The organism is Gordonia sp. 852002-10350_SCH5691597, assembly GCF_001665715.1.
In the GTDB taxonomy this organism is placed as follows: Bacteria; Actinomycetota; Actinomycetes; order Mycobacteriales; family Mycobacteriaceae; genus Gordonia; species Gordonia sputi.
On the sequence record NZ_LZMO01000218.1, the window covers coordinates 16,873 to 34,131 of the forward strand.

A 17,259-nucleotide genomic window follows, 5' to 3' on the forward strand; every position below is an offset into this window, starting at 1 on the left:
ACTCGGCGCAGTCGGTTGTCGCAGCGTGCCTCGCCGACGCACTTCTTTGCGGACGTGCTCGTCGAATGATTTACACCGAGGTCAATGGTTGTGCGGCCTGCGAGACCATCCGACGGATGTAGCGTGCGGCCACCGAAAGAGTGGCCAGATCAAACGATTGTCGCTGATCGAGTTTCGCGAGCATGGAGTGCGACCGCTGTAGTCGGGTGGCGTTGACCTGTTCCCATTCGACGAACCGCGTCGCGACGTCGGTCGCCGAATCGGTGGTGCTCAGGATGTCGATGGTGAGCGACCGCGTCGAGGCGTACAACTCTTCGCGTAAGGCCAAACGTGCCAACGCATTCCACTGATCATCTCGTCGGAGTCCCGACACCTCCATCAGCACGCGACTCACCTGCGTCCGGTCTTTTGCCAGGAAGTACATCTCACCGATGCTCTCGCGCGAATCGTCTGTGACGTGGCCGATCTCGACGATATCGAGCAGGCAGAAGAGGTCCAGCAGTCCGTAGACGTCGTCGACCAGGTCCGGCCGCGCGCCTCCTGCCAGCACGTCGGCGGTTCGTTCGGCTACATTGGCACGGTCGTAGTCCTGCTGCCAGTGCGGTACGTTGGCCCGGAGTTCCGCGATAGCGGGTGCGAATCGACGAACTGACGTCGAGATCTGCAGTGGCTGAGGACGATTGGTGAGCAGCCACCGAGTCGCCCGGTCGATCACCCGCCTGGCCTCTGTCACCAGTTCGTCGGTGACCTCGGTGGGGTGGCCGGAGATCTCGATGCGCCGCCAGATCGAATGGAGGTCGAAGAGTTCGGTGACCGTGGCAAATGCGCGAGCAGCGTCGGAGGTCGTGGCCCCGGTTTCCTCACGGAGGCGCTGCACGAATGTGATTCCTGCGATGTCGACGATGCGGTTGGCGAGCTGGGTGGCGACGATTTCGCGGCGCAACGGGTGGGCGGCGATCGCGGCGGCGACGGCTCCGGCACACTCGCCCTCGGACAGACGGGTCGGGAAGTAGTCGCTCAGCATCGAGTCGAAGTGCGGGTCGTCGATGGTGTCGTCGGCGAGCAGCTCACTCTTGATCAACAGTTTGGTGTAGGCCATCACCGTGCAGAGTTCCGGTGACGTCAGTGCGATACCGGTGCGCTCGATTCGTTTGGCGATTTCTTTGTCGGTCGGCAGCGTCTCCACCGCTCGGTCGAGGCCTGCCTCGTTCTCGAGTGCAGTGACCAATCGCCGATATGTTGTTGCCAGCGCCAGTGATTCGGTGCGCGCTACACCCATCAGCTCGTTGTGTGCGTGATTGTCGGTCAGCACCAGATCAGCAACGGATTCGGTCATGGCGGCGAGCAGGTTGGAACGTTGTGTGTCGGAGAGTTTGTCGTCGTCGACGAGCGCATCGAGAACGATCTTGATGTTGACCTCGTGATCGGAGCAGTTGACACCCGCCGAGTTGTCGACGGCGTCGGTGTTGATGCGTCCGCCGGCCAGAGAGTAGTCGATCCGGGCCAGCTGCGTGAAGCCGAGGTTGCCGCCCTCGCCGACGACGCGGCAGCGCAGCTCCGACGCGTTCACGCGGACGTCGTCGTTGGACTTGTCGCCGACGTCCGCGTGCGTCTCCGTATCCGACTTCGCATAGGTCCCGATGCCGCCGTTCCACAGAAGATCGACGGGAGCGGTCAGGATGGCACGGATCAACTCGGCCGGTGTCAGTCGCTGCGTGTTCGGTGCGATGTCGAGCGCTGCGCGGATCTCCGGCGTCAGAGGAACGGACTTGCTCGACCGGTCGAACACTCCGCCGCCGCGTGAGATGAGGTCGGGGGAGTAGTCGGCCCACGACGACCGGGGGGTGTCGAACAGTCGTCGCCTTTCTGTATAGGACTGTGCAGCATCGGGATCGGGGTCGATGAAGATATGGCGGTGGTTGAATGCCGCCACGAGCCGCACGTGTGGCGAACACAGCATGCCGTTGCCGAACACGTCGCCGCTCATGTCACCGATGCCGACGGCGGTGATGTCGTCCGTATCGACGTCGATACCGAGTTCGCGGAAGTGCCGTGTGACGCTCACCCAGGCACCGCGAGCGGTGATACCCATCGCCTTGTGGTCGTATCCGACAGAGCCGCCGGAGGCGAACGCGTCTCCGAGCCAGAAGCCGTGGCGAACCGATTCGGCGTTGGCGATATCGGAGAACGTGGCGGTTCCCTTGTCTGCGGCCACCACCAGATATGAGTCGTCCCCATCATGACGAACGATTCCCGGAGCCGGACTGACCTCTCCTGTTGCTCGATCGAGGTTGTCGGTCAGTCTCAGCAGTGCGGAGACGAATTGCCGGTAGCACTCGACGCCCTCGCGGTGCAGTGCATCCCTGTCGGCACCAGCGTCCCCGGTGGCCGCCGGCGGACGCTTGACGACGAATCCACCCTTCGCGCCGGCGGGAACGATCACGGAGTTCTTCACCGCCTGCGCCTTGACCAGGCCGAGGATCTCGGTGCGGAAATCCTCTCGTCTATCCGACCACCGCAGGCCACCACGGGCCACCGAACCCAGCCGCAGGTGCGCGCCCTCGACGCGCGGTGAGTAGACGAACGTCTCGAAGTGCGGTCTGGGCTGAGGGAGGAGCCCGACACTTCGTGAATCGAGTTTGACGGCAACGCAATTGTCGTCGGCGTTGGTGAGGTCGGTGACGAAGAACGTGGTACGCAGTGTCGCGTTGATCAATTCGAGAAGGGTCCGCAATACGCGGTCGGCGTCGAGCTCCCGCACCGCATCAATGGCCTCGAGCAGTTCGACGGTCGCCTGCTCGGCGCGTCGCCCGCGCGTCGTCGGATCGTGCTCGGGGTCGTGCAGGATCTCGAAGAGGTGCACGAGAGCGGCGCTCGTCTCGGCATTGTCACGCAGGATCTGCTCGATTCGGCCCGGAGTGACACCGATGGGCGTCTGGCGGAGAAAGTGTGTGTACATCCGCAACACCACGACCTGTCGGCAGGAAAGGCCGACTTCGGTCACCAGCGCGTTGAGGCGATCGCTTTCGACCTGACCGGCCCAAATGGCGCTGAAGGCTGCGGCGATCTCGGTGCCGATGCCTGGATGGTCGCGGGCAGCGTCGGGCAGGGTGATGTCGAAACCGAACACCCGCCCCACCGCTCCGTTGTCGAGGCGGACCGAATACGGGTGCTCTTCGATGACCTCGATGCCGAGGCCGTCGAAGATCGGCAGGATCTTGCTCAGCGGTGCGCGCAACCCGCCCGTGTAGAGGCGCAGCGACGCCGCGGGGGAATCGGAGTCGTCAGAAAGCCGAAGATCGACATCGATCGCGTCCGGCCCAAGCACCGTCAGTCGCGCGAGGTCATCGAACTCGAGCGGCGTGGTCACCGAGGCATTGTCGAAGCGCTTGCCGTTGTCGTGCGTGATTCCGGTCATGATTCCTCGAAGCTCGTGAACTACTAAGTGATGTGACAGTACCAGTTAGATTGGCCTTGTGCAGGCGAGCATGCAGGAAAAATCGCATGTTGACGTTCCTGTGAGTGAGATGCACAATAGAAAAACGATAGACAGATCCCAGTTTGTCCCCGCGCAGCTAACTCTTACAAGGACATCAATGTGACTCAGCGGACTTCACTCGCGGCCACCCGCATCCAGCAGGCCTCGCGTCGGCCGTCGGGCGGGCGCCCCTCAGGCGACGTGATCGCGCTCGACATGGGCGAACCGGATTTCGACACGCCGGAAGTGATCATCAACGCAGCTATCGACGCGTTGCGCTCCGGGCATACGCACTATGCGGACATGAACGGTGACCCGGAGCTGCGTGCTCTGATAGCCGCGCAGGCAACCGAATTGGCCGGCACCGAGATCGATCCGACGGATGTCTTGGTCAGTCATGGCGGCGCAGCGGGGATCACCGCTGCGGTTCTGGCCATGGTCGATCCCGGCGACCGGGTGTTGCTCCCGGAACCGACGTATTCGTTGTACGTCGATGCGGTTGCGTTGGCGGGCGGAATCGCGGTCCCGGTTCCACTGACCTCGGATCACCATCTCGATCTCGACGCCATCGCTGCAGAATCCGTGGGAGCTCGCCTCCTGATCGTCTGCAATCCGTCGAATCCGACCGGTGCGGTACTGGGCGCCTCCGAACTCGCGGCACTACCGGGCGTGCTAGACGACGACACGCTTGTGCTCGTCGATGAGGCCTACGGATTCCTGGTGTACGGCGACGAGCCGTTCGTTCCCGCCCTCGCGGTACCCGAATTGCTCGATCGGTTGATCTATGTTCAGACGCTGTCGAAGACCTACGCGATGACCGGATGGCGTATCGGCTACGTGATCGGACCGAAGGGCCTGATGCCTGCTGTCCGTCTGGTTCACCGCACGATGAACAGCGCGATCAACAGTGCGGTTCAGCGCGCATCGATCGTCGCGCTCACCGAGGGTGATCAGCTGGCCACTCCGATGCTCGAAGAGTATCGGCGCAGAAGGCAGTTCGTCGTCGAGAGGGTCGCGCAGATCGACGGCGCGTCGATGGTCGCCCCGGAGGGGGCCTTCTATGCCCTGATCAAGTATCCGGGAGATCTGCCATCGGCCGACGTCGTGGCGTTGCTGCGTGACGGCGGCGTCGCGGTCCGTGCGGGCGCCGAGTACGGGCCGTCGGGGGAGGGGCACGTGCGTCTGTCCTTTGCGGCCGACATCCCGACGCTGACCGAGGGGTTCGACCGCCTCGAGCGGGTCTTCAAGAGTCTGTGAAATCAGTTATCCCACAACGAAAGGCTTCACCCATGACGGCATCGACCGTTTCACCTGCGCTGACTCCCGACACGTGTGCCCGTCTCGGTGCACTCGGCGCCGCCACCATCTACGAGGCACAAGGACAGCGGGGGTCGATCGACCCGGCGATCAAGCCGCTCGACTCCTCGTCGGTTCTCGTAGGCCGCGCATTGACGGTCGATGTGGGGCCCGGCGACAACCTGATGCTTCATGCCGCCCTGGCTCACGCCCAGCCGGGTGACGTCCTGGTCGCCGACGCACACGGCTACCTCGGCGCCGGGGCGTGGGGCGACGTGCTCGCCACCGCCGCCAAGCATCGTGGAATTGCCGGCCTGGTGATCGACGGTGCGGTACGCGATGCAGCCGAACTGTCCGACATGAAGTTTCCCGTCTTCGCCCGCGGTCTCTGCATCCGTGGCACCACGAAGACGTACCGAGGCTCGATCGGCGAACCGGTGAGCATCGCCGGCACGGTGGTGCATCGGGGCGACATCATCGTCGGTGATCGCGACGGTCTGGTCGTTGTGCCCGCCGACGAACTCGATGAGTCGCTGCGACTGGCTCAGCTGCGTGAGGACAAAGAGACCGACTATCGCCGTCGTATCGCCGAAGGCACCTCGACCGTCGAACTGCTCGGTCTCGGCGAGACTCTCCGTGCGTACGGACTCGACTGACTCGCTGAGAGGCACCTCTCACTACGGACAGGTGGTGCTGCCTCGAGGGGGAGTACCATGAAATCCGGAAATCTCGCATCTTCAGCGGGATCTGCACTGTGTGAGGGAGAGATTCGTGGTGACGACGTCGGCCCCGATGCGCAAGGATGCGGTGCGTAATCGTCGTCGAATCCTGGCGGCAGCGGGTGAGGTTCTGAGAGACGATTTCCAGAACGCCAGTATCCCGCTGATCGCGGAGCGGGCAGGCGTGGGTACTGCCACCGTCTACCGGTACTTCTCGTCGTTGGAGAGTCTGCTGCGCGAGTACCTGCACGGGGTGATCGTGGAGCTTCGTGACTACAGTCATGACTCGACGAAATCGGGTACCGAGTTGTTCGAGGACGTGGTCGGCAAGCTCGGCGAAGTTCTCGAGGTCAACGGTCCCGCGATGGTCCACCTCCGTCGTCCCGTCGGCTTCCTCGAGCGACTGCGCGAAGGCGATCCCGTGATCCAGACGGTTCGGGACGCATGGGAGCGCCCGGTGCGGGCGGTGTTGCGCAGCAAGGGAATCGGCGATGAGCATTTCGACCACGCGCTGTTCCTCTACAACCAGATCTACGATCCCCGCGAGGTTCTCGATCTCGTCGCCGAAGGCATGACCATGGCGGAGGCGATGCGGTTTCTCACGCAGGTGTACTACGGCGCACTCGACGGGATGGTGGGCGCGCGGCGTTAGTGCTGCCGCGGTCCGTGGCCGTCAGAACTGCGAGATGACCGGCGCGAGCGGCGGCCGGACGACGGCGCTGCGATAGGAGTCGGCGACCGCATCGACGAGTGCGGGATGCGTGCCGATCGGTCCCGCAACCACGGCATCCGACACCAAGCGGTCGAGGGCGGCTTCGACCCGCTCCGTCAGCAGGCCCGCGGACAGGAAGTACGGACTCAGCGCGATTCGTCGCGCGCCCGCGGTGCGGAGTCGTCGAATCGCGTTGCGCAGCATGATGTCGCCGGAACCGAGCCTGGTCGCGAAGACCACCTCGACCGGGCGGTGCAGACGTGTCGAGAGTTCGATGGCTCGGCGTCGGACCACGTGTGCGGCAGCAGGATTGGTCGACCCGACCGCCGTGACGACGATGCCGTCGCCAGGTTGCGTGCCTGCCTCGTCGAGACGATCGGCGAGGGCATCGGTCAATCGATACGAGCCGACGACGGGGGTGATCACGACGCTTCCTCGACGATGCTCATCGACCACTGCAGGTAGGTCCACGTCGCTGTGATACCCAGGTGCCAGCAGTAGCGGCACCACAACGCAGTCGCCCGCGACGGCGGCGAGTTCGTCTGCCACCGAGGGGGTATCGAGGTCCAGAAAACTCAGACCGACCGACACACCCGGCAGTCGCCGCGCCACCGCCGACCGAACGCGCCGCGCCGTGTCACCGAACCTCGGATCTCGGCTACCGTGCGCGACGAGTAACAGCGTCGGGGTCACACCAACTCTTTGAGGTGCAGCGTCGACAGCGCGTCGCCCACCAGCCCTGCTGCGAGGGTGTTGCCGCCCTGCGGATCGATCAGCAGGAAGCTGCCCGACTCGCGACTCACCTGGTAGTCGTCCGCGGGGATCGGCTCCGCGGTCTGCACGGTGATGCGGCCGATCTGGTTGAGCTCCACGGTGTCCGGGGCGTCGACGAGTGTCAGGTTCTGCTCGTCGAACAGGGCGTCGAGTCCACCGACGATGGCCTGAGTGGTCTTGGTACCGTGCTTGAGGAGCAGCCGCGCGCCTGGGCGCAGCGGCTTCTCGGCGAGCCAGCACACCGTCGCGGTGAACTGAGCGATCGGCTCCGGCGCGTCGGCAACCGCGGCGATGAGATCGCCGCGCGAGATGTCGACGTCGTCGGCGAGCAGCAGCGTGACGCTGCGGCCGGTGTGTGCCGTCGCCAACTGGCCGTCGGCCGTGTCGATCTGGGTCACGGTGGTCCGGACGCCTGACGGCAGCACGACGACCTCGTCTCCCACCGAGACACGGCCCGCAGCGATCTGCCCGGCGTAGCCGCGGTAGTCGGGGTACTCCGGCGTGCGGGGACGGATGACGTACTGCACCGGGAAACGCAGCCCGACCTCGTCGTGGCGCTCGACTGCATTGGGGACCGTCTCGAGGTGCTCGATGAGCGTCGGACCGTCGTAGAACGGGGTGTTCTCGGAGCGGATGGCGACGTTGTCGCCATGCAGTGCCGATACCGGGATCGCGGTGACCTGCTCGGGCGACCAGCCGAGCGTGCGGGTCAGCTCGCCGAAATCGGCCGAGATCTCCGCGAAGACCGACGCGGCGTCGTCGACGAGGTCGATCTTGTTGACTGCCAGCACGAGTTGCGGCACACCGAGCAGTGCCATGACCGCGGCATGACGTCGCGTCTGGGCGACGACGCCGTTGCGGGCGTCGACGAGCAGCATCACCAGCTGTGCTGTGGACGCGCCGGACACCGTGTTGCGGGTGTACTGGACGTGGCCGGGGGTGTCGGCCAACACGAAAGACCGTGCAGGGGTGGCGAAGTAGCGATACGCGACGTCGATGGTGATGCCCTGCTCGCGCTCGGCGCGCAGTCCGTCGACGAGCAGCGAGAGGTCGGGTCCTTCGAGACCGCGGTCGACCGATGCCTTGGTCACGGCGTCGATCTGGTCTGCCAGCACCGATTTGGTGTCGTACAACAGGCGTCCCACGAGGGTGGACTTGCCGTCGTCGACGCTGCCCGCGGTCGCGATGCGGAGCAGGTCGGGGACGTGCTGGGTGGTCGATGCCATCAGAAATATCCTTCGCGCTTGCGGTCTTCCATGGCGGCTTCGGAGACGCGATCGTCGCCACGGGTTGCGCCGCGCTCGGTCAGTCGGGACGCGGCGACCTCTGCGAGGACCGCGTCGTTGGTTGCGGCATCGGAGAGCACCGCGCCGGTCGTCGAGCCGTCGCCGACGGTGCGGTAGCGCACCGAGAGTCGTTGCACCTCTTCGCCTTCGCGCGGACCGCCCCACGAACCGGACGTCATCCACATCCCGTCGCGCTGGAAGACCTCGCGCTCGTGGGCGTAGTAGATCGGGGGGAGCAGCACCTGTTCGCGTGTGATGTAACGCCAGACGTCGAGCTCGGTCCAGTTCGACAGCGGGAACACGCGGACGTGCTCGCCCGGAGCGTGCCGACCGTTGTAGAGGTTCCACAGCTCAGGACGTTGGCGCTTGGGATCCCACTGTCCAAACGCGTTGCGCAGCGAGAAGATCCGCTCCTTGGCGCGCGAACGCTCCTCGTCGCGGCGGCCACCGCCGAAGACCGCGTCGAAGCGGTTCTCGGTGATCGCATCGAGAAGCGGGATGGTCTGCAGCGGGTTGCGCACACCGTCGGGCCGCTCGGTCAGCCGACCGTCGGCGAGGTAGTCCTCGACCTTCGCCACGTGCAAGCGGAGGTTGTGGCGCTCGACCACCTGGTCGCGGAAGTCGAGTACCTCGGGCAGGTTGTGCCCGGTGTCGACGTGGAGCAGCGAAAACGGAAGCGGCGCAGGCCAGAACGCCTTGAGTGCGACGTGCAGCAGTACCGTCGAGTCCTTGCCGCCGGAGAAGAGGATCACCGGTCGTTCGAACTCGCCCGCCACCTCGCGGAAGATGTGGATGGCTTCGGACTCGAGTGCGTCGAGCGTGGTGAAGTCATCGGGTTCGGTCACGTCACGTCCTGTGCTGGCTGAGGTGTCGATGATGGTCATGCGTGGAGCCCACATTCTGTCTTGGCGCGTCCGGCCCAGCGGCCACTGCGCGGATCGGATCCGGGTTCGGGTTTCGCGGTGCACGGTGCACAGCCGATCGACGGATAGCCTTCGTCGACAAGGGGATTGACGAGGACGCCGTTGGCGTCGATGTACTGCTGCATCTGCTCGTCCGACCATGCGGCGATCGGATTGATCTTGACCAGGCCGAAACCTTCGTCGAAGGAGATGAGCGGTGCGTTCGCCCGGGTGGGGGCCTCGACGCGTCGGATGCCCGTGACCCACGCGTCGTAGTTGCTCAGGCCTGCCTTCAGCGGGACCACCTTGCGCAGCCGGCAGCACTCGCCGGGATTGCGGGCAAACAGGTTGCGGCCCAACAGCTCGTCCTGCTCGGCGACGGTGTGCTCGGGAGTGAGATTGATAAGTTCGACTCCGTACACCTGCTCGACGGCGTCACGGGTGCCGATCGTCTCCGCGAAGTGGTAGCCGGTGTCGAGGAACAGCACCTTCACCGGGTCGCCGTCGAGCAGGTCACGGTCGACGTGCTTGACGGCGAGATCGACGAGCGCGGCATCCTGCATGTTCGACGCGACGACGAAGTTGTCGCCGAACGTCTCCGCCGTCCAGCGCAGCAACTCCTCGGGAGTTGCGCTGTCGCCGAGTTCCGCTGCGCCGCGTGCAGCGATCTCACGCAACTCGTCCTCGCTGAACCGCCGTCCGGTTCTGCTCTGGGTGCTCGTCGTCATCGCAATGCCTCCTCGTCGGCACGCACTGCCCACTGTGCGAACCGCTCGCCTTCTTCGCGTTGGTCGACGAAGTTGCGGACCACGCGTTCGATGTAGTCGCCGAGCTCGGTGGATGTCACCTTGTGCTGGCGCAGTTTTCGGCCGAAGCCCGCATCCTGGCCGAGGCTGCCGCCCAGGTGTACCTGGAAGCCCTCGGTCTGTCCGCCGTCGGCGTCCTCGACGAGCTGGCCCTTGAATCCGATGTCGGCGATCTGTGAACGCGCGCACGAGTTGGGGCAGCCGTTGATGTTCACCGTGATGGGGACGTCGAGCTCGGCGTTGATGTCGGCCAGGCGCTCTTCGAGCTCGGGAACGAGGACCTGCGAGCGCTTGCGCGTCTCGGTGAACGAGAGCTTGCAGAACTCGATTCCGCTGCAGGCCATCAGATTTCGACGCCAGTTCGACGCACGGGCGACGAGTCCGAGCTTGGCCAGATCGGCGATGAGTTCCTCGACCTTGTCGTCGGCGACGTCGAGCACGACGAGCTTCTGGTACGGCGTGAACCGGATGCGGTCGGAGCCGACGCGCTCGGCGGCGTCGGCGACAGCGGTGAGCTTGGTGCCGGTCACGCGCCCGGCAATGGCGGCGAATCCGACTGCGTTGAGGCCGTTCTTGAGCTTCTGCACGCCGACGTGGTCACGTGGCTGCGTGAGCGGGGTGGGGCCGGGGCCGTCGATCAGCTTGCGGTGCAGGTACTCGTCCTCGAGCACCTGGCGGAACTTCTCGATACCCCAGTCCTTGATGAGGAACTTCAGCCTGGCTTTGGCGCGCAGACGGCGGTAGCCGTAGTCGCGGAAGATCGACACGACGCCTTCCCAGACGTCGGGGACCTCGTCGAGCGGAATCCAGGCGCCGACGCGCTGGGCAAGCATCGGGTTCGTCGACAGTCCGCCGCCGACCCAGAGGTCGAGGCCGGGGCCGTGCTCGGGATGCTCGACACCGATGAATGCGATGTCGTTGGTCTCGTGACTGACGTCCTGCAGACCCGAGATGGCGGTCTTGAACTTGCGGGGCAGGTTCGAGTACTGCGGATCGCCGATGTAGCGGCGCACGATCTCGTCGATTGCGGGGGTGGGGTCGAGGACCTCGTCGATGGCCTCGCCCGCCAGCGGAGAGCCGAGGATGATGCGTGGGCAGTCGCCGCACGCCTCGGTGGTCTTGAGGCCGACGCCCTCGATGCGCTCCCAGATCGTCGGGACGTCTTCGATGCGAATCCAGTGATACTGGACGTTCTCACGGTCGGACAGATCGGCGGTGTCGCGGGCGAACTCGGTGGAGATCTGGCCCAGCGTGCGGAGCTGTTCGACGTTCAGCGCTCCGGCGTCGCACCGGATGCGCATCATGAAGTGGCTGTCTTCGAGGATGTCGATGTTCTCGTCGCCGGTCCAGGTGCCGTCGTAGCCCTGCGCGCGCTGCGTATAGAGGCCCCACCAGCGCATCCGGCCGCGCAGATCCTGCTTGTCGATCGAGTCGAAACCCTGTTTGGAGTAGATGTTCTCGATGCGGGCGCGCACGTTGAGCGGGTTGTCGTCCTTCTTGACCTGCTCGTTGGGGTTCAGCGGCTCGCGGTACCCGAGCTTCCACTGGCCCTCCGCGCGACGCTTGGTCGGGCGCGGCTTGCGGGCCGGTCGATCGCCGCCCGGCGCGCGGGGCGTGCGGGTAGGGCGCTCGTCGGGCGTACCGGCGCCGCTGTTCGAGGTGATGTCCGTCGTAGACGTCATGAAGTCTCCTGTTGCCGGGCACACGTGCACCGGCTTTCGCGCGGTCTGGGCTGTGACTGGGCGGCAGTGCGCCGCGATGACGTGGCGGCGTTCCCGCTGTTCGCGGGGAACTCTCGGGGCCGTTCGTCGTCTAGAGACGACAGGTGGCGCTGCAGACGCGCTTCAGATCGACGTGGCGTCGCGCTGCGAGCCACACCCCGGGGAAATTCACGCCATCCATAGTGCCACGTCAGGTGACCGGTCGTCTACTTGCGCTTATTTTGCGTCATGCTGAGGCAAAGTCGGTGTGCGCACCGATCGGGTGACGGGTCGTCGCTCCGGGAGCTGCGATCAGGGGCGATGACGCGAGCCGCGTCGGGTGGAAGTCCGTGGTCGTCGCCCCGGGACCCGAGCCAAGAGTGTCGACGCGCATCATGGAGGTGTGCATGTGGAGACGATGGTCGAGTCGCGGTCCGCGTCGAATCGCGTAACCGAACCGATCGCCGACGCCTGCGCACACGCCGACCCCGACACGGGCTTCGGGCTGTATCTCCACGTTCCGTTCTGCGCTACACGCTGCGGCTACTGCGACTTCAACACCTACACGGCAGGTGAACTGGGATCGTCGTCGTCTCCGGAGTCGTGGCAGGCGGCGGTTGATCGTGAAATCGATGTTGCCGCAACACTGCTTGGGTCGGCGCGGCGAGTGTCGACGGTCTTCGTCGGCGGCGGTACACCGTCGCTGCTCGGATCCGACGGACTCGGGCGACTGCTCGACTCGGTGCGGCGTCGGTTCGATCTGACGGTCGACGCAGAGATCACCACGGAATCCAACCCGGAATCGACGTCCCCGGAGTTCTTCGACGGATTACTCGATGCGGGTTTCACGAGGGTGTCGCTGGGCATGCAGTCGGCTGCACGGCACGTACTCGCAACGCTCGATCGGACGCACACTCCCGGGCGGGCTGCTGCCGCGGCGCGTGAGGCCGCTGCGGCGGGATTCGAGCACATCAACCTCGACCTGATCTACGGCACACCGGGCGAGACCGACGATGACCTGCAGTCGAGCATCGACGCCGTGCTCGCCACGCCGGTCGACCACGTGTCTGCCTACGCTCTCATCGTCGAGGACGGCACGGCTCTCGCCCGACGCATCCGGCGCGGCGAGCTCCCCGCACCGGACGACGACGTACTCGCCGATCGCTACGTCATGCTCGACACCCAACTGCGCGCCGCGGGTCTCGACTGGTACGAGGTGTCGAACTGGGCGCGGTCGCCGGCAGCGGCATGCCGACACAACCTGGGCTATTGGCGCAGCGATGACTGGTGGGGTCTCGGTCCCGGCGCCCACTCGCACGTCAACGGCGTGCGGTGGTGGAACGTCAAGCATCCCGCGCGTTATGCGCAGCAGCTCGCGGAGGGGCACAGTGCGGCGGCCGACTCCGAAGAACTCACCGAGACCGATCGGCACAACGAACTCGTCATGTTGCAGCTACGGTGCCGCGCAGGGTTGCCGTCGACACTGCTGACGCGCGCGGAGCTCGACGAAGCGGATCGACAGTGTCAGATGGGGCTCCTGAGGCGATCGGGCGAGAGTCTGGTTCTGACCGACCGGGGCAGACTGCTCGCGGACGGGGTGATTCGCGAGATACTGCTGGCTGGGGAGTGATCGGCCAGCACGTGAGGGGGGACTGTGACGATCGTCGATCGGGTCCTGACGGGGTGTCGACGTGTGCAGAGCGTGTGGTCGGGACCCGACCACTACGAGTGGCTGTCCGAATACCTCGCAACGAGAGGTCGGCAGCGAGCCACAGCGCGTGTGATCGCCGTCGGTGTGCTTTTCCTCGCCGGCATCGAGGTGCTGATGATGTTCAGTCCCGCCGGTCCGACAGGCGCGGTCCAGCGCGGATGCGCACTCACGGTCGTGGCGGTGTGCGTCGCGATCTCCCTGGTCTGGATTCGTCCACGATGGCCGACACGGACAGCATCGACCGTGTTCGTGCTCGTGTCGGCGGCGTGTATCGGGGTGGCCTGTGTGGTCGAGGCCGACCCGATGTCGGCGATCGCGGCGTGTGGTCTCTACGGTGTGCTCGGCGGCTACATCGGCATCTTCCACTCGGTGCGTCTGCTCGCGGTGAACCTCGCCGTCGCGTTCGGGGTATCAGCAGTTGTCGCGTTCCGCATCGCCGAGCAGATCGACGCCGTCACCGCGGTGGCGAAACTCCTCGCGGTTCTCGGTGGCATCACGGTCATTCCGATTCTGTGTCAGTTGCTCCTCGAGAGGCTGGGACCCGATGCGATCAATTCCGATACCGACGCGCTGACCGGGCTGCTCAACCGACGCGCCCTCCACTCGCGGGCGGCCGATGTGCTTGACGGTTCCACTGGATCGAATGGGGCTGTGCTCGCGGTATATCTCGTCGATCTCGACGATTTCAAGCGCGTGAACGACACCTACGGCCACGCGGTTGGTGACGCGGTCTTGAGCACGGTCGCCCGAGCGATCCAGGCGAAGTGCGACGACTCCGCACTCGTGGCGAGATTCGGTGGGGAAGAGTTCGTGATCGCCGAGGTGGTCGCCTCGGATGATGCGGCCATGGCCGGAGCCCGACGCCTCTCGGCGGCGGTGTCGCAGACGCCGTACGGGATCACGGCCAGTGTCGGCGCAGCAACCGTAGCGCTCGCCCGCGGCGGCGTCGGCACACCGGCAGCGCGGCGACTCGGCGAGCTCATCGCAGTCGCCGATCGGGCGATGTACGAGGCGAAGCGGTCGGGCGGCAATGGCTGTCGTCACCACGCCCTCGACGGCACCCGATTTCCTCAGCGGTGACGCTACAGCCCGTGGAGGGGCAGCGGCGGTGACGCGTGATATCCGGGGCGGGCTGGCGCCTACCGCCCGCCGGCAGGCGCCGACACCGTGTCGAGAGCCGACACGAACCCCACGTAGCCCCGGGGGCCGAGGGCGTCAGCCACCGCACGCTCGGCGCGTGCCTCGGCTGCGAGCGCAGGCTCGATGGTCCGTGCGCCCCGCGCGCTCAGGTGGACCACGACGCGGCGCCGGTCGCTGGGGTCGGCGCGCCGGTACACCAGTCCGTTCGTGACGAGATGGTCGACGATGCGGGTGGCGGTGGCGGGGGGCACGACCGCCAACTGGGCGAGTTCGCTCATGATGTGGCCGCCGCCCGACGCGAGGACGGCGAGCACCCGCCACTGTTCATGCGTCAATCCGAGCGTCGACAGCGTCTCATCCAGCGATGTCTCGAGATTCCTCGCCGCCCGCAACAAGCGCGCGAGCAGGGGCAGTTCGACTGCGTTGTCGCGCAGCGTCGGTGTCTGCGGTGTAGTCTGACGGCTCATCTGCGGGTCCCGTTCGTCGCCACGATGTGAACGCGGCGGTCGACCATCGCAGGGTGGACGATTGCGGATGTCGGAGGAGTCGGATGTCGCATCGCGAGTTGCCGGTCCGCATCGCCTATGTTGTCCCCCTGCAGGGCACCGCTGGGATCTTCGGCCCGTCGTGCGAGGCGTGCGGTGACCTTGCCGTCTTCGAATTGTGCAGTGGTGCAGGCATACTGGGGCGTCCAGTAGAACTCGTGGCGGTCGACGGTGGACGCGCTCCAGATGTCGTGGCCCGAGAGGTCGCGACACTGTGGCGCGCGGGAGCGATCGATGCCATCGTCGGGTGGCACATTTCCGCCGTGCGCAAGGAGATCCTTCGCCACGTCGGCGGTGAACTGCCGTATGTGTACGCGGCATTGCATGAGGGTGAGTTTCGCACACCCGGCCTGTTCATGACCGGAGAGGCGCCCGGGGCGCAGGTCCTGCCTGCCCTCGACTGGCTGCATGGACAACTCGGTGCGAGGACGTGGTGTGTCGTCGGCAACGACTACGTCTGGCCGAGGCAAATCGCCGCGCGGGCGGAGGCGCATCTCGACGGCGCCGGGATGTCGTATCGTGGCTCCGTTTTCGCGCCGCTGGGTACATCGGAGTTCACCAGGACTCTCGATTGGCTGGAGGCCCGTGGACCCGATGCGGTACTCGTGCTGCTCGTCGGCGATGACGCGGTCCGGTTCGGTAGAGCGTTCGCGCGCAGAGGTCTCGACGAGATCATGGTGCGGTTCAGTCCGATCCTCGAGGAGAACCAGGTCCTCGGCATGGGGCCGAGCGCGACTGCCAACATGTATTCTGCCGCAGGTTATTTCGACACTCTCGCCACAGCGGAGACGATGGATTTCGCCGGTCGGTACCACCGCCTGCACGGTGTTGACGCGCCGTCGCTCAACAGCATCGGCCAGTCGTGTTACGAGGGCATCAATGTCCTCGCCGAACTGGCCGGACGCGCTGGTTCGCTCGCCGTTCCCGCACTCGAGGCAGTCGCACACGGGCTGAGGATCGAAGGCGCGCGAGGTGTTCTTCGGCTCGGCTCCGGAGACACGGACCAGGACGTGTACCTGGCTGCGGCGCGACACCTCGATCTCGACGTGCTCGAGCGGATTCACGTCGCCTGACCGTTCGTCGTCAGACCGTTGCCGCCCGTGCTGGTGTGCAGTACGAGTGGCCCCGTCTCGGGATCGTGACGCACGATGATGTCGGCGATCGACGCATGCAGCTCGAGTCGGATGACCCGCTTGAGGTTGCGAGCGCCGTAGACCCGATCGAAGCCCGCGGTGATGAGGTGTGCTCGCACGGAATCGTCGTACTCCCACCGAATTCCGCGGGCGTGCAGGTTCGCGGTCAATCTGGTCAGTTCGAGGTCGACGATGAATCCGGCGTTGCGTTCGTCGAGCGGCGCGAACCGGACCACCTCGTCGAATCTGTTGTAGAGCTCGGGGTCGAAGAACTCCTCCACGGCCCGGTCGACGATGTCGTCGTCGGATTGGGTTGTCGGCGATCCGCCGAGGCGGCGCGGTAGGAGGCGTTGCGGGAGGAGTCTGCGAATCGGCGTCTCCGTGCGCGAACGGCTGTTCGCGGCGAGTTCTGCCGAGCCGAGGTTCGAGGTGAGCAGCACGATCGCATTGCGGAAATCGATCATCGACGTGCCCGCGGTGAGGCGCAGTGTCCCGCTGTCGAGGATCTGCAACAGCGAACGCAGGACGGTCGTGTGAGCTTTCTCGACCTCGTCGAACAATACAATTCCCGGACGAGAAAGGTTGCCCTCCACCAGTTCTCGGTCAAACAGGGTGAACTGCTCCTTCGCGCCCGCATACCCCGGCGGTGCGCCGGACAGCGATGCCGCGTAGTGCTCCTGGGCCAGTGTGTTCATGTCGATTCGACACAGCTTGTCCGGATCTCCCGCGATCTCCGCAGCGAGGCGTCGGGCGAGTTCTGTCTTTCCGACACCGGTCGGTCCGACGAACAGCAGCGAGGCAATCGGGCGGTGTGGGTCTCGAATCCCCGCGGCGGCGATGGTCAGGCCGCGGACCACCGAATCGATGGCGTGGTCCTGTCCGATGATCGATCCACGCAGCGCAGCGGACAGCTGCTCCGGCGAACTGGCGCGACCCATCCGGAACGATCGCGCACGACCAGCGGTCAGGTGACCGGAGTTGAGGTCATCGACCTTCTGAGACAGGTAACCCGACACTGTGTAACCCTTCCGTGGCTCCGGCTGTAGAGCCGGCTGTA

Annotated in this window: 14 protein-coding genes; 6 read left to right on the plus strand and 8 right to left on the minus strand. The window is 65.5% G+C overall.

Features of this window, described 5'->3' with window-relative positions; all coding sequences use genetic code 11:
* Positions 1-70: 70 nt before the first annotated feature.
* Positions 71-3,418, minus strand: coding sequence for an NAD-glutamate dehydrogenase domain-containing protein (locus A5777_RS15945; RefSeq protein ID WP_064863387.1), 3,348 nt, complete (start codon positions 3,416-3,418; stop codon positions 71-73).
* 180 nt (positions 3,419-3,598) lie between these two features.
* Here A5777_RS15945 and A5777_RS15950 point away from each other — a divergent pair, with 180 nt between their 5' ends.
* The 3 genes from A5777_RS15950 to A5777_RS15960 all read left to right on the plus strand — a co-directional run bounded on the left by A5777_RS15950 (position 3,599) and on the right by A5777_RS15960 (position 6,145).
* On the plus strand, positions 3,599-4,735 hold the full coding sequence (locus A5777_RS15950; protein ID WP_064863388.1) for a pyridoxal phosphate-dependent aminotransferase: 1,137 nt from the start codon (positions 3,599-3,601) through the stop codon (positions 4,733-4,735).
* Positions 4,736-4,767: 32 nt separating this feature from the next.
* Entirely contained in the window at positions 4,768-5,430 is a 663-nt protein-coding gene (locus A5777_RS15955) for a 4-carboxy-4-hydroxy-2-oxoadipate aldolase/oxaloacetate decarboxylase (protein WP_064863389.1), read from the plus strand.
* 115 nt (positions 5,431-5,545) lie between these two features.
* Positions 5,546-6,145 carry a TetR/AcrR family transcriptional regulator gene (locus A5777_RS15960; protein WP_082933703.1) on the plus strand — a complete coding sequence of 200 codons (600 nt, stop codon included), beginning with the start codon at positions 5,546-5,548 and terminating at the stop codon, positions 6,143-6,145.
* Between the two features lie 21 nt (positions 6,146-6,166).
* On the opposite strand, the gene A5777_RS15965 is transcribed toward A5777_RS15960, so the two are convergent.
* Genes A5777_RS15965 through A5777_RS15985 form a run of 5 tightly spaced genes read right to left on the minus strand, consistent with a single transcriptional unit; the run spans position 6,167 to position 11,655 of the window.
* On the minus strand, positions 6,167-6,898 hold the full coding sequence (locus tag A5777_RS15965) for a sirohydrochlorin chelatase (protein ID WP_064863391.1): 732 nt from the start codon (positions 6,896-6,898) through the stop codon (positions 6,167-6,169).
* Positions 6,895-8,205, minus strand: a complete 1,311-nt coding sequence (locus A5777_RS15970; RefSeq protein ID WP_064863392.1) for a sulfate adenylyltransferase subunit 1 — start codon at positions 8,203-8,205, stop codon at positions 6,895-6,897. Before A5777_RS15970 ends, A5777_RS15965 begins: the two co-directional genes overlap by 4 nt.
* Positions 8,205-9,149, minus strand: coding sequence for a sulfate adenylyltransferase subunit CysD (gene cysD / locus A5777_RS15975; protein ID WP_064863393.1), 945 nt, complete (start codon positions 9,147-9,149; stop codon positions 8,205-8,207). Before cysD ends, A5777_RS15970 begins: the two co-directional genes overlap by 1 nt.
* Complete coding sequence (locus tag A5777_RS15980; RefSeq protein ID WP_064863394.1) at positions 9,146-9,895, minus strand: phosphoadenylyl-sulfate reductase; 750 nt, start codon at positions 9,893-9,895, stop codon at positions 9,146-9,148. The genes cysD and A5777_RS15980 overlap by 4 nt, the downstream gene beginning before the upstream one ends.
* On the minus strand, positions 9,892-11,655 hold the full coding sequence (locus A5777_RS15985; protein ID WP_064863395.1) for a nitrite/sulfite reductase: 1,764 nt from the start codon (positions 11,653-11,655) through the stop codon (positions 9,892-9,894). Before A5777_RS15985 ends, A5777_RS15980 begins: the two co-directional genes overlap by 4 nt.
* Positions 11,656-12,091: 436 nt before the next feature.
* Here A5777_RS15985 and hemW point away from each other — a divergent pair, with 436 nt between their 5' ends.
* Together hemW and A5777_RS15995 are read left to right on the plus strand one after the other, a co-directional pair.
* On the plus strand, positions 12,092-13,303 hold the full coding sequence (gene hemW, locus A5777_RS15990) for a radical SAM family heme chaperone HemW (protein WP_064863415.1): 1,212 nt from the start codon (positions 12,092-12,094) through the stop codon (positions 13,301-13,303).
* Between the two features lie 63 nt (positions 13,304-13,366).
* A complete protein-coding gene (locus tag A5777_RS15995; protein WP_064863416.1) occupies positions 13,367-14,464 on the plus strand; it encodes a GGDEF domain-containing protein in 1,098 nt (365 codons plus the stop codon).
* Between the two features lie 59 nt (positions 14,465-14,523).
* Here the strand turns inward: A5777_RS15995 and A5777_RS16000 are convergent, their stop codons facing one another.
* Positions 14,524-14,991, minus strand: coding sequence for a MarR family winged helix-turn-helix transcriptional regulator (locus A5777_RS16000; protein ID WP_064863396.1), 468 nt, complete (start codon positions 14,989-14,991; stop codon positions 14,524-14,526).
* Between the two features lie 83 nt (positions 14,992-15,074).
* Between A5777_RS16000 and A5777_RS16005 the strand changes: the two genes are divergently transcribed.
* Positions 15,075-16,142: a substrate-binding domain-containing protein gene (locus A5777_RS16005; RefSeq protein WP_064863397.1), complete on the plus strand. Its 1,068-nt coding sequence runs from the start codon at positions 15,075-15,077 to the stop codon at positions 16,140-16,142.
* Here the strand turns inward: A5777_RS16005 and A5777_RS16010 are convergent.
* Entirely contained in the window at positions 16,130-17,218 is a 1,089-nt protein-coding gene (locus tag A5777_RS16010; protein WP_064863398.1) for an AAA family ATPase, read from the minus strand. The genes A5777_RS16005 and A5777_RS16010 overlap by 13 nt on opposite strands.
* Positions 17,219-17,259 lie beyond the last annotated feature (41 nt).